Source organism: Shewanella sp. MF05913, assembly GCF_059758095.1.
In genome coordinates, this window is sequence record NZ_JCAYNT010000007.1 from 75,929 (window position 1) to 89,500 (window position 13,572).

14 protein-coding genes are annotated in these 13,572 nt (G+C 41.9%); 2 read left to right on the forward strand and 12 right to left on the reverse strand.

The genetic code is table 11. The features are described from left to right. Window positions 1-53 precede the first annotated feature (53 nt). The gene (locus AC19MV_RS10775; RefSeq protein WP_432399300.1) at window positions 54-1,343 is read left to right on the forward strand and encodes an HlyC/CorC family transporter; all 1,290 of its coding nucleotides are present in this window, start codon (window positions 54-56) and stop codon (window positions 1,341-1,343) included. 85 nt (window positions 1,344-1,428) lie between these two features. Here the strand turns inward: AC19MV_RS10775 and AC19MV_RS10780 are convergent, their stop codons facing one another. From AC19MV_RS10780 to rpoE, 12 genes are all read right to left on the reverse strand, one after another. Next, window positions 1,429-1,950 (reverse strand): Mpo1 family 2-hydroxy fatty acid dioxygenase, encoded by a 522-nt coding sequence (locus AC19MV_RS10780; RefSeq protein WP_498297199.1) that lies wholly within the window; start codon window positions 1,948-1,950, stop codon window positions 1,429-1,431. Window positions 1,951-2,065: 115 nt separating this feature from the next. Further along, complete coding sequence (gene acpS, locus AC19MV_RS10785; RefSeq protein WP_432399302.1) at window positions 2,066-2,446, reverse strand: holo-ACP synthase; 381 nt, start codon at window positions 2,444-2,446, stop codon at window positions 2,066-2,068. Next, window positions 2,446-3,183 carry a pyridoxine 5'-phosphate synthase gene (gene pdxJ / locus AC19MV_RS10790; RefSeq protein WP_498307506.1) on the reverse strand — a complete coding sequence of 246 codons (738 nt, stop codon included), beginning with the start codon at window positions 3,181-3,183 and terminating at the stop codon, window positions 2,446-2,448. The genes acpS and pdxJ overlap by 1 nt, the downstream gene beginning before the upstream one ends. A gap of 95 nt (window positions 3,184-3,278) precedes the next feature. Then, window positions 3,279-3,992 (reverse strand): DNA repair protein RecO, encoded by a 714-nt coding sequence (gene recO / locus AC19MV_RS10795; protein ID WP_432399304.1) that lies wholly within the window; start codon window positions 3,990-3,992, stop codon window positions 3,279-3,281. Window positions 3,993-4,037: 45 nt separating this feature from the next. After that, complete coding sequence (era, locus tag AC19MV_RS10800) at window positions 4,038-5,042, reverse strand: GTPase Era (RefSeq protein WP_432399305.1); 1,005 nt, start codon at window positions 5,040-5,042, stop codon at window positions 4,038-4,040. After that, the gene (gene rnc, locus AC19MV_RS10805; RefSeq protein ID WP_498307508.1) at window positions 5,039-5,719 is read right to left on the reverse strand and encodes a ribonuclease III; all 681 of its coding nucleotides are present in this window, start codon (window positions 5,717-5,719) and stop codon (window positions 5,039-5,041) included. Before rnc ends, era begins: the two co-directional genes overlap by 4 nt. Continuing rightward, a complete protein-coding gene (lepB, locus tag AC19MV_RS10810) occupies window positions 5,719-6,633 on the reverse strand; it encodes a signal peptidase I (RefSeq protein ID WP_432399307.1) in 915 nt (304 codons plus the stop codon). The genes rnc and lepB overlap by 1 nt, the downstream gene beginning before the upstream one ends. 192 nt (window positions 6,634-6,825) lie before the next feature. Beyond that, window positions 6,826-8,616: a translation elongation factor 4 gene (gene lepA, locus AC19MV_RS10815; RefSeq protein ID WP_432399308.1), complete on the reverse strand. Its 1,791-nt coding sequence runs from the start codon at window positions 8,614-8,616 to the stop codon at window positions 6,826-6,828. Window positions 8,617-8,822: 206 nt separating this feature from the next. Beyond that, window positions 8,823-9,296: a SoxR reducing system RseC family protein gene (locus AC19MV_RS10820; RefSeq protein ID WP_498307610.1), complete on the reverse strand. Its 474-nt coding sequence runs from the start codon at window positions 9,294-9,296 to the stop codon at window positions 8,823-8,825. 228 nt (window positions 9,297-9,524) lie between these two features. Then, the gene (locus tag AC19MV_RS10825; protein WP_432399309.1) at window positions 9,525-10,457 is read right to left on the reverse strand and encodes a MucB/RseB C-terminal domain-containing protein; all 933 of its coding nucleotides are present in this window, start codon (window positions 10,455-10,457) and stop codon (window positions 9,525-9,527) included. Between the two features lie 40 nt (window positions 10,458-10,497). Further along, on the reverse strand, window positions 10,498-11,109 hold the full coding sequence (locus tag AC19MV_RS10830) for a sigma-E factor negative regulatory protein (protein WP_498307510.1): 612 nt from the start codon (window positions 11,107-11,109) through the stop codon (window positions 10,498-10,500). Between the two features lie 26 nt (window positions 11,110-11,135). After that, complete coding sequence (rpoE, locus tag AC19MV_RS10835; protein ID WP_498297190.1) at window positions 11,136-11,714, reverse strand: RNA polymerase sigma factor RpoE; 579 nt, start codon at window positions 11,712-11,714, stop codon at window positions 11,136-11,138. A 234-nt stretch (window positions 11,715-11,948) separates the two neighbouring features. Here rpoE and nadB point away from each other — a divergent pair, with 234 nt between their 5' ends. Then, entirely contained in the window at window positions 11,949-13,565 is a 1,617-nt protein-coding gene (nadB, locus tag AC19MV_RS10840; protein ID WP_432399312.1) for an L-aspartate oxidase, read from the forward strand. Window positions 13,566-13,572: the final 7 nt, after the last annotated feature.

Genomic DNA, 13,572 nt, shown 5'->3' on the forward strand with positions numbered 1-13,572 from the left:
ATTTTATGTATTGGTGATATTTACCAACTTTAATGTACTAATGGGGCCCCTTTTTGGACGCTATATCTACCAGCGCACTTTTTATTTTTCTTGCAGTTTTAATTATCATTTCTGCTTATTTCTCTGGTTCAGAAACTGCGATGATGACCTTAAACCGTTATCGATTGAGGCATCTTGCAGGCAGTGGTCATCGCGGAGCACAGCGCGCTTTAAAGCTGCTTGATCGTCCTGATCGGCTCATCGGTCTAATCTTAATCGGGAATAACCTAGTAAACATTCTAGCTTCTGCCATAGCAACTATTATTGGTATGCGTTTATTTGGCGATATGGGCGTGGCAATTGCGACCGGTGTATTAACTATTGTGGTGTTAGTTTTTGCAGAAGTAACCCCTAAGACATTTGCGGCATTGCACCCTGAACGAATTGCATTTCCCTCGAGTGTGATATTAGGCTGGCTTTTAGTATTGCTATCACCTTTTGTTAAAGCGATTAACTTAATCACTTCAGGTTTTTTACGCCTAATGGGTATTAAAACTGTTAAAACAAGTGATGCATTAAGCCAAGAAGAGTTACGTACGGTTGTACACGAAGCTGGCGCACTCATTCCACAGCGTCACCAAGAAATGTTGTTATCTATTCTTGATTTAGAAAAAGTCACTGTTGAAGACATCATGATTTCGCGTTCTGACATATACGCGATTAACGTTAATGATGACTTTAAGCTGATCAATAAAATGGTGATTCAAAGCCCTCATACGCGTGTGTTGGTTTACCGTGACAACATTGATGATGCAGTAGGCTTTATTCACTTACGCGATGCGTTACGCTTACAATCTAAAGAACAATTCAGTAAGTCCTCTTTGCTTCGCGCAGTAAAAGAGTTGTACTTCATACCAGAAGGCACGCCGCTGAACGTACAGCTGACAAACTTCCAACAAAACAAAGAACGCATTGGTTTGGTCGTTGATGAATATGGCGACATTCAAGGTTTAGTGACTCTGGAAGATATTCTAGAAGAAATTGTTGGTGACTTTACAACGTCAATGGTTACCACGCCAAGTGAAGACATTAACATCCAACAAGATGGCAGTTTCTTAATTGACGCAACGATAAACATTCGTGATCTCAATAAAGAAATGAAATGGAACTTCCCTATTGATGGCCCTAAAACCCTTAACGGTCTTATCATTGAGTTTCTCGAAGACATTCCTGCTGCCAATACTAGCTTGCGTATTGCAGGTTACCATTTAGAAGTGATTGAAGTGGCTGATAACATGATTAAAGCAGTAAGAGTGTTACCCAGTCATTTAGACATTAAAGCTGCTGAGAATGATGATGAATAACCTCAGCAACATTGGTTAGCAAGCAACAAAAAAGGCGCATTGAGCGCCTTTTTTGTGTCTTAATGAAGCCGTTTTTTATTCGATATTAGCCATGTGATTTCGCTTCTAAAGCGCGGCGTTTATCTCGGGCAAGTGGTTTAATTTCTGCCGCGAGGTCTTTTTCCCAACCGAACATAAAATAGAGTTCTGCCATCAAGAAAAATGGACCTATTAACAGTTGATTTAAATCATCCATAAAAGCAGGTTTGGCTTTTTCATATTTATGACCAACAAATTGAATGACCCAACCTAACGCAAAAACACTTAAGGCAATCAACATAGGATGTTCAGTATGAACCACCATTTCAGTGGTATAAAGTACCGGTATAATAAACAACACTAACCCTAGGGCTAAGCGCACATGTAGCATCATGTAATAAGCTAATACTACCAATGTTAATACCATTGCTACACTCACTTGATAGTCCTGCCATGCTAACCGCAGTGTACCGAACATCAAAAATGCCGACCAAATAATCATTGGAACACCGACAAAATGAGTGCGTATATTTTTAGGGTTTAAATGAACGCTTTTATAAGTTGATAATTGTTCTACTGCCGATTTCATCTCGAGTCTCATGTTATTAGTTGTTGTTATCCTGTTAATTTAACCTAGTTTACTTAGTTTTAAAAGGTACAAAAAAAGGCGCCTATGCGCCTTTATATGGAAAAGTAATGGTAAATTAACGCTCTAATACTACAGTGGCTACCGCATAATGTTGTTCATCAGCAATACTGATAAACCCTCTACTGCCACCAAGTTGTGTTAAACGAGCAAGTGCACCGTCAGTAAAACGGATCATCGGAGCGCCATTGGCATCATTGTCGATGTGGATATGCTGAAACGAAACCCCTCGACCAATACCTGTACCTAACGCTTTAGCGGCGGCTTCTTTAGCAGCAAAGCGCTTTGCTAAAAAACGCTCTGCTTGCTTAGACTGCATGTATATTGCGAGCTCAGGCTCTGTGAGTACACGTTTAGCCAATCTGTCGCCTAGGCGTTCACGCTGCTCGTGTATACGGGCTATCTCAACAATATCGGTACCTATACCCACAATTGCCATTATTCGCCTCTACGGCCTTCCTGCATCAATTTTTTCATATCACGCACAGCCGTCTCTAAACCATCAATTGCAGCTCGAGCCACTACCGCATGACCAATATTTAATTCATACAATTCAGGAATAGCTGCTATCGCTTTAACATTATGATAATGCAAGCCATGCCCTGCATTCACTACTAAGCCTTTACTGTGAGCATAGCTTGCCATTTCGGTAATTCGTGCGAGTTCTTGGGCTTGTTCGGCATCGGTTTGTGCATCAGCATAACAACCTGTATGGATTTCTATGTAAGGTGCGCCCACAGCAACGGCAGCGTCAATTTGGGTTTTATCTGCGTCAATAAAAAGCGAAACTTTAATGCCTTGTGCAGCTAAACGGGTCACAGCTGAAGTGATTTTGTCTAACTGCCCTGCTACGTCCAAACCGCCTTCAGTCGTTAACTCTTCACGTTTTTCGGGGACTAAACACGCGTATGCAGGCTTTATATCACACGCGATAGCAATCATTTCTTCAGTAACAGCAAACTCAAAGTTCATGCGTGTTTTAAGGGTTTTTGCTAATAAGTAAACATCGCGGTCTTGAATGTGACGGCGGTCTTCGCGTAAGTGAATCGTAATACCATCAGCACCGGCATGTTCAGCGACAGCGGCTGCATGAACTGGGTCGGGATAATTAGTGCCACGAGCTTGACGTAAAGTGGCGATATGATCGATGTTAATGCCTAATAAAATTCCGCTCACACCGAGCTCCTTAATATTAATAAACGAAGAATTGGACTTACCGTGATCTTGTACGAACTAAATTGTACTTGGTTCACGTCATAATAAGAAAAGCTTTATTGTGCATTTTTGGTAAATAATTGCCGGCTTAATAAGGGCTTATTTCCCAACAAAGGCGTCAACAAATAACGCATTAAGCCCTTTGCTTGATTAAGATGATCTGTTTGTAAGTCGTGCGATGCCAATGCTAACAACATTGCGCCTGATAAACAGCCTTTACCGTGCGTGAAACTCGACTCTTTGGTTTGCACCACGGGTAAGAAACCACTTTGCGCAACAAACCTATAGCTGCATTGCGCCTCTAGCTCATGGCCTTGAGAGTCATAATTCAATGAGGGGAAAGCACCTAGCTCAAGTAATAATGCCATTTCAAAATAACGTAAATGGCTGGAGCAAAAACCTTTAGCAAGTGACATTAACGCACGATGATACGCTAAAAAAAGCCCTTCAGCCTGATGCTCTACTGATAATAATCGTACCAATAATTCATTAAGATAAAAGCCGGAATATAAACTATCACCGGTTAATGGCATCGCTGGGGCAGCTGACTCTATTTGGGTAATGTTTTTTAAGCCGAGGTTTTTGGCTTCAGATTGAGCACTAAATTGAATAATCAGCGGTTGAAATGGTTGTAAAATACTTTTAATTGACCGTTTGCCTGAACCCATTCGGGTAATGGCATCGACTCGCCCTACGCCTTCTATCAATAAATTGACAATCACACTCGACTCGCGAAAGGGTCGATGATGTAACACATAGCCACGTTTCATAGTGGCCATGCCTACAAAATAACGAATATAAGGAACGTTGGCGACTTAGTCATCGCCATAACCTAAACTTCTTAAAGCTCGTTCGTCATCAGCCCAACCTGATTTCACTTTCACCCAGACTTCAAGAAACACTTTATTGTCGAATAACGTTTCCATATCAAGGCGTGATTGAGTGGCAATGGTACGAATGCGCTCACCTTTATTGCCTATGACCATGCGTTTTTGGCCTTCTCGCTCAACTAAAATCAGTGCGTTAATTTGATAGACACCGTTGTCCATCATTTTAAATTGCTCGATTTCAACTGTGGCATCATAAGGCAGTTCATCGCCTAAAAAGCGCATAAGCTTTTCACGAACAATTTCAGAGGCCATAAAACGTTGCGAACGATCAGTAACGTAGTCTTCAGGGAAGTAAAACGGCGCTTCAGGTAACGACTCACGAGCCATCTCTAAAATGCGTTGCACGTTAGTGCCTTTACTGGCTGAAATTGGCAAAATCTCGTCAAAATCAAACTTCTGAGCAAGCTCAGTTAGATAAGGAAATAGCTTTTCCTTATCTTTAATATTATCGACTTTATTAATCGCTAAAATGATTTTTCGGTCATCGTTACGATGCTTGAGCTTTTGTAATACCATTTCATCGTCTGCGGTCCAGGTCATGCCGTCGACCACAAAGATTACCATTGCAACATCCGCCAATGAACTGGCTGCTGCACGGTTCATTAAACGGTTAATGGCGCGTTTTTCTTCAATGTGTAAACCTGGGGTATCAATAAACACGATTTGGCCAGGACCATCAGTATGAATGCCCATAATACGATGACGAGTCGTTTGCGGTTTTTTAGAAGTAATACTGACTTTTTGGCCAAGCAACTTGTTTAAAAGTGTCGATTTGCCTACGTTAGGACGACCGACAATAGCCACCATGCCGCAATATGTCACATCAAATTTTGCGGCGGCGGTTGGGGCTGCTTGGTTCATCCTTGCCAGCAGTTCATCTAAGCTAGGTTCTTGATTAGCACCTGCTGGCAAGTCTGTTTTTTTTGTCATTTATTCAGTAACTCCAATACCTGAGCAGCGGCTAGCTGTTCAGCTTTTCTTCTAGAACTTGCCACACCAGTGACAACTTGATTCAATTCGCTAATTTTACATTCTACTGTGAAGGTTTGATCATGCGCTTCACCTTCTACAGCAACAACCTGATAGTCAGGCAATGGCTTTTTAAAGCCTTGTAAGTGCTCTTGTAAAATGGTTTTAGGATCTTTTTGATTAATCCCTGGTTTAATATTTGCTAATCTTTCTTCATACCAACTCAATAATAGATCACGGCAAACATCAAGATTGGCATCAAGGTATACGGCACCAATAATAGCTTCTACAGCATCAGCGAGAATTGACTCACGTCTAAACCCGCCGCTTTTTAGCTCGCCAGGACCTAAAAACAAATAGTCACCGAGTTTAAATTCTTTGGCGATTAACGTCAGCGTGTCACCTTTAACTAAGGTTGCGCGCATGCGGCTTAAGTCACCTTCAGTCGCCTTCGGAAATTGGTGATATAACGCATCCGAAATCACTATCGATAAAATCGAATCACCTAAAAACTCTAAACGCTCATTATGTTTATTTGCTGCGCTACGATGAGTTAATGCCTGAGTAAGTAACTCAACATTGTTAAACTCGTAACCTAAAGTACGGCACAAACGCGGCAAATTTTTAATGGGTTCCATCAATGTATTCCACCTACTCTATCAAAACGCACACCAGTTGGTACCCAAGTAGGTAACCAGTCATTCGGGGTGCGGTCAAATTCAAAACTAATCCAAATAGCAACCGCTTTGCCGACTAAGTTCTCTTCAGGCACAAAGCCCCAAAAACGACTGTCAGTGCTGTTATCGCGGTTATCACCCATCGCAAAATACATTCCTTTAGGAACAACAAACTCTCCAGCAGGCAAGCCTGGCTGAGGATAAAAGTGTTGTCTAAAATCAGGACGCGCTGGATTAATCAAAATGTCATGTTGAACATCGCCTAACTGCTCACTTAACCGAATTAATGGCGTATCGTTTTGGCTAAATTCACCACGGTTTAGCTCAGTATGTTCAATCACTTTAGGCGCGGCGCAATCGGTAGCTGTATCACAGGCTGCTTGAATCATTAACTGCTTATTACGGTAAATAATCTTGTCACCTGGTAAACCCACTACACGTTTAATGTAGTCAATTTTTGGATTTTCAGGGTATTTGAATACAAACACATCACCGCGCTCAGGCTCACCGGTTTCCACTAATTTGCTGCGCCATACTGGGTCACGTAAACCATAGCTGAATTTTTCAACCAAAATAAAATCACCAACAAGCAATGTTGGCATCATTGAACCAGAGGGTATTTGAAAGGGTTCATAAATAAATGAACGTAAAATCATCACAAATGCGATAACCGGAAAGATAGAATGCGCGGTTTCCACTAAAATCGGTTCACGGACAATTTTATCAATCGCATCAGCACTCAATTGATTTGAGTTCGCTTGAGCTAATGCCAGCTTTTCACGGCGTTTAGGCGCAAAAAATATAACGTCAATCAACCAGATAAGACCACTACCTAAGGTTACGAGCACTAAAATAAGTGAAAAATAGGCTGCCATTACTGATTTATCTCCTGCAGGATGATGTAAATGTTTCCATATGGTTTGGGTAATAACCCAATTTAACTCATTCCAGTATGGTGATTAACGAATAAACATTCACCCTGTTGAGTGTTACAAAATATATAGTAAAAATAACGATAACGCCGCAATGCGCGGCGTTATTAAGCAAATTAAAACAATTAATTATAATTAATCGTTTAGTTTAAGTACCGCTAAGAATGCCTCTTGTGGCACTTCAACGTTACCCACTTGCTTCATGCGTTTTTTACCTTCTTTCTGCTTGTTAAGCAGTTTCTTCTTACGCGATACGTCGCCACCATAACATTTAGCGGTAACGTCTTTACGTAATGCTTTAATCGTTGAACGCGCAATAATCTGACTGCCTACAGCGGCCTGAATGGCAATATCAAACATTTGGCGAGGAATTAACTCTTTCATCTTTTCAACCAACGCTAAACCTCGATGACGAATGTTAGAGCGGTGAATAATCATCGCTAAAGCATCGACACGATCGCCGTTGATTAAGATGTCTAAACGCACCATGTCTGCCGCGTCAAAACGAATAAAGTTATATTCGAGTGAAGCATAACCACGACTGGTTGATTTTAGACGGTCGAAGAAGTCCATTACCACTTCGGCCATTGGTAAGTGATAAGTCACTGCCACTTGGTTGCCGTGATAAACCATATTGGTTTGCGAGCCACGCTTTTCAATACATAAAGTAATCACATTACCTAAGTATTCTTTTGGTACGAGGATATTGGCTTCAACTATCGGCTCACGTAGCTCTTCGATATTATTAAGAGCAGGCAAATCCGATGGATTATCAACATAAACAATATCGCCATTGTTCATCACAACTTCGTACACTACCGTCGGTGCAGTGGTGATCAAATCGAGGTTGTATTCACGCTCTAAACGCTCTTGAACAATCTCCATGTGGAGTAAGCCCAAGTAACCGATACGGAAACCAAAACCGAGCGCGCTCGAGGTTTCAGGTTCAAAAAACAGCGACGCATCATTCAAGCTCAGCTTGTTTAGCGCATCACGGAAGTTTTCGTATTCGTCAGTCGAAATAGGGAAAACACCGGCATAAACCTGTGGCGTGACCTTTTTAAATCCTGGTAACGGTTTGTCGGCACCATTTTTTGCGTGAGTTAACGTATCACCCACTGGTGCACCGTGAATTTCTTTAATACCCGAAATAACATAACCCACTTCGCCTGCGCGCAGTTCCGGTGTATCTTTTTCTTTGGGCGTAAAAATACCTACACGGTCAGCATTGTAGTTTATACCGGTCGACATCACTTTAAACTTGTCGCCTTTTTTCAATACGCCATGTTTAATACGCACTAAAGAAACAACACCAAGGTAGGCATCAAACCATGAATCAATAATCAATGCTTGTAATGGCGCATTCTCATCACCAACTGGTGGTGGAATTTTGGCAATAATTTCTTCTAAAACAAGATCGACACCGATACCCGTTTTAGCAGAACAACGCACTGCGTCTTTAGCATCAATACCGACAATATCTTCAATTTCAGCAGCGACGCGATCTGGCTCAGCTTGTGGTAAGTCGATTTTATTAAGAATAGGGACAACGTCTAGATTCATATCTAGTGCGGTGTAACAGTTTGCAAGTGTTTGGGCTTCTACACCTTGTCCAGCATCAACAACTAATAATGCACCTTCACACGCGGCAAGCGAACGTGATACTTCATAAGAGAAGTCAACGTGGCCGGGGGTGTCAATAAAGTTTAATTGATAGGTATTACCATCTTTTGCATGGTAATCAAGTGTTACGCTTTGGGCTTTAATCGTAATGCCACGCTCACGTTCTAGATCCATTGAATCTAAAACCTGTGCAGCCATTTCACGGTCAGTTAAGCCGCCACATACCTGGATCAGGCGATCGGATAAAGTTGATTTACCATGGTCGATATGGGCAATAATCGAGAAGTTTCTAATGTGTTTCATTATGCTGCAATGACTACTACTAAATTTGATTAAAATTAAGGTGGCAAATTGTACCTGATTAGGGGGGCAATACCAATCAGATTCAGCAATAGACTCTATTTTGCCGCTAAGATAGGTCAAAATGCCAAGTTTATGTGGTTGATTATAGCTCTAATAGGGCCTGTTAAAGCAGGAATTAAGTATTAACTTACCGAAATATGACTGATTTAGGCTTGATGAGCACGAATAACACCGACTTCTTGACCTAAATAGGCAATGATCACTGGCGATGCATCCATTTCTATTTTACTGGCTAAACGTTTGCCGATAAACCAAGCGATGACAGCGCCAATCACACCAAAAACCATCGCAAACGCGTTCGTGCTTAAATCGAGCCCAGCAGCAAATAAATGACCAAATGTGGCAAAGACAAATAAACCAAGCAAAGGTAATAAATAGACTAATGCGGCAGCTTTGATAATCACACTTTCAGGCAAGCCGACTTTCAGTAAGTCGCCTTCACGGCAAGGTTTATCAGCAGGTAATGAAAAGCGTTGCGTTTTTACTGAAAAAGCTTTGGCAATCGTTGATGTACCGCAGTTTTCACTACTGGCACAATGATTACAGGCACTTTTTAATTCAACTTCAACGGTAGCCCAGCCTTGTTGATAATCAACCACGCGAGCAATTTCTTCCATCATTGTTGATTGTGAAGATGTTGATTGTGGCACTGTTGATTGGCTCATAAAACGACCTATAAACTCGGATGACACAATATTAACACAAAGCGAAATAACACGGTTATTCCTTTCCGCACGATGTTATTCCTGCACCAGTAGTATAGATAATGATAAAACAACACGAGGGAAATTAGGGCTGTAAGTAATAGATTAAAGCATCATTTTATAGATGCTTTAATCTTGAGGGGGCTACTTTAACACCAAACTGTTTGCTATACGCTCTAACGTTTCTGAAGGAACCTTACCAATAGCGACCACTTCAAGCGTCCCGACCTTGACAACCACCATAGATAAACCATTACGAGTAAGCAACTCATTCGGCATCGGGTTTTCACCTGAGCGAGCCACATAAACTGAAATATTGGCTAACCCATCGGTTAACGCAACATACTCGACAGGTTCGTGTATCCCGATCAGACGATGATGATCACGCACTACCACATCAAATCCTTGTGGTAGCCAAGTAAATTGCCAATTTTTACCGTCTGTACGCTCTGCTTGATTGATTACCGCTGGCCAATCTTGCTTAGCAGCTTCGATCAAAATATTGGCAGGCTCAGTAAGCTCCACTAACTCAACCACCATAGTTTGTTCAAGTAGTTGTTTTTCTTTATTTAGCGTATCAAATCTAAGCGGTAAGTAAGTGTCCATATCGACCCAAACTTGCGCATCATAACGATTTTCATCGTTAGCCAATAAACGGATCATTTGGCCTGGACGACCAGCAATACGACTGCGCCCGCCTATGACAAATTGATAGCCTTTTTCAAGTTGGCTAATATCACCGGCTAACGCAGCAGGCCATACACCTTGAATGCGTGGGGCACTGACGCTGTAGGCGGGTTGATCATGCTCAATGAAAGTAACGCGATTCCCCACCCTAACTGCATTTTTAGGTGGGCCATTGAGATATTCAAGTAATGCAACTTCTTGATTATCAACGATACCATGTATGTAAACCAGTGGACGTATATGATCGGCTTGAAGTTGAATAATAGATACTTTGAATTGTTTATCTTGTAACGCTTGGCTCATGTTTTTAAGCCAAGCTTTTGCAGATAAATCTTCTTCAGCGTGTGTTGGAAAGGTTAAAACTAACAGTGCTAGCAGGATAAGGCGCAAGCTAACTCCTAAGAATGATGAGGCAAGGTTTCGCTACGGATTAAGGTTTAACCGCAGCATCTTGATTGTTATTTTCGTCGATAACCACACCTGGATTCAAGCGTTGTTGCAACATATGATCTTGAATATAAGCATTAATACGACGACGCTGTTCAATCAATTGATCGTTTGAGTAATTTTGCTGACTTTGTACTGCCCCAGTTTGATAACTCACAGGCGACACTGTACCCACTAAAGGACGTGTTGTTAATACCGGTAGTGGCGACTCAGCATCATTAGTTTGATTATAAGATTGCACACCCACAATGGCTACCATAGCAACTGTCGCTGCAATAGCATATTGGCCAAACTGTTTGAAAAATGGCACAACATTGCTGGTTTTAGCAGGACTAGAAGCAACTTGCTCTGTCGACACTTTGAGCTGAGCTTTAGGGGCTATAATTGTCGGTTCAAGCTCAATTGCCGCCATAATGCTAGCAGAAAGGTCTAAGTCAATGGTCGCGGGTAATTCACCGCGCATCGTATCACCTATCATGTGATAACGCTGCCATTGTGCATGTGAATCAACGTCAGCAGAAAGTTGTGCCAATGAGTTTTCATCGGTTTCACCATCAACTGCTGCAGATACCCATTCTTGACTTGATTTAAGCATTTTTCACCTATTTAACGTTAAGGCAGTTACTTTTCCAGCAAAGGCTGGAGCTGTTTGTCGATTGCTTCGCGGGCTCGGAAGATACGAGATCTTACTGTTCCGACGGGGCAATCCATAATATTGGCAATATCCTCGTAACTCATACCGTCTAACTCTCTGAGCGATATCGCCATTTTTAATTCTTCTGGTAAGGTATCAAGCGTGTCGAAGATCACTTTACTCATTTGATCTTTCATTAATAAACGCTCGGGTGATGCAAACTCTTTTAACGCATCACTACCTTCATAATATTCTGCATCTTCAATATCAACATCGTTTGCAGGTGCTCTGCGCCCTTGTGAAGTAAGATGGTTTTTTGCGGTGTTTACCGCAATACGGTACAACCAAGTATAAAATGCACTCTCACCACGAAAATTCGCTAACGCTCTATATGCTTTAATAAAGGCTTCTTGTGTTACATCTTGAACATCCGCTTGGTTGCGAATATATCGAGAAATCAAACTCATCACTTTATTTTGATACTTTAGCACTAACAGGTTGAATGCGTTTTTATCGCCTTGCTGTACTCGTTCAACTAATTGTTGATCACTATATTGTCCACTCATCCGAGCCGACTACTCCTAAATCTGTAATACTGATTTCTCAGTCGCTCGAATCCTGTTCATATAAGTAGACTCACTGATATGAAAAAAGTTCGATATTGAATTAAAAAAAGTTAATTATTTTGAGATGTAATTAAAATAACTAAGCAAAACCGCAATAAAACACGCTGTAAAAGTACCCAGCCTAGATAATTTGATTTACTATAATCAAACCACTTGGCCACACCATGATACCTGATGAAACAAGCAGTTGAACACCAATCTGACATTTTGGTCATCGGCAGCGGCGCTGCAGGACTGACTTTAGCGTTACATCTAGCTGAAAAATCAAAAGTAATTCTTCTTTCTAAAGGCCCTTTGTCTGAAGGCTCAACCTTATATGCACAAGGTGGAATCGCATCAGTATTTGATGAAGGTGACACTATTGAGTCTCATGTAAGTGATACTTTAATTGCTGGCGCAGGACTGTGTGACAAATCCGTTGTCACCTATACCGCAGAAAACGCCAAAAGTGCAATGCAGTGGCTCATTAACTGTGGCGTCGCATTTGATAAAGAAGAAACGGCCGGCGGAGACAGCACTGCAGCCATGCCGTACCATCTTACCCGCGAAGGTGGTCACAGCCATCGCCGTATTTTACATTCAGCAGATGCTACCGGTAAAGCAGTACAAACCACATTACAAGAACGTGCCCTTGCACACCCAAATATCACGGTGCTAGAGCGTTATAACGCTATCGATTTAATTACTACGCGCAAACTCAACCGCCCGGGTAATCGAGTGCTTGGTGCTTATGTATGGAACCGAGATGAAGAGCATGTCGAAACCGTCAAAGCAAAGTTTGTAGCTCTAGCGACGGGAGGCAGTTCAAAAGTATATCAATATACTTCTAACCCAGACATCGCCAGTGGAGACGGGATAGCCATGGCATGGCGCGCCGGTTGTCGTGTCGCTAATATGGAGTTTAATCAATTCCATCCTACGTGTTTATTTCACCCCAATGCCCGAAACTTTCTACTCACCGAGGCTTTACGAGGCGAAGGTGCTTTTTTACGTCGTCCTGATGGTAGCCGTTTTATGCCCGATTTTGACGAGCGTGCAGAACTGGCACCGCGTGATATTGTGGCGCGTGCCATCGATTATGAAATGAAACGACTCGGGGCAGATTGTGTTTATTTAGACATCAGCCACAAACCTGCTGATTTTATAATTAAACATTTCCCAACCATTTATCAGCGTTGTCTTGAATTAGGTATCGATATTACTAAAGATCCTATTCCAGCGGTGCCTGCTGCCCATTACACTTGCGGTGGCGTAATGACTGATCTGCACGGCCAAACCGACATCAACGGTTTATACGCTATTGGTGAAGTGGCTTATACTGGCCTACATGGTGCGAACCGCTTAGCCAGTAATTCATTATTGGAATGCTTGGTGTTTGCACGAGCAGCCTCTCAAGATATTGAAAGTCAGCTGCATAAAATTGCCATGCCTTGTCCGTTACCTGTTTGGGATGAAAGTAAAGTCAGTAACTCAGATGAAGAAGTTGTTATTGCCCATAACTGGCACGAATTACGTCTTTTTATGTGGGATTACGTTGGCATAGTGCGCACCGATAAGCGCTTAGAGCGCGCGCTTAGACGTTGTTTGATGCTGCAACAAGAAATTGAAGAATATTACTCAAACTTTAGAGTCAGTAATAATTTACTGGAATTGCGTAATTTAGTACAGGTTGCAGAGTTGATTATTCGTTGTGCAATGGATCGTAAAGAAAGCCGCGGTTTACATTACAACATCGACTATCCTGAACAAATTGATAACCCCAAGCCAACTATTTTGCAGCCTGGACGCTAGGGGAGAT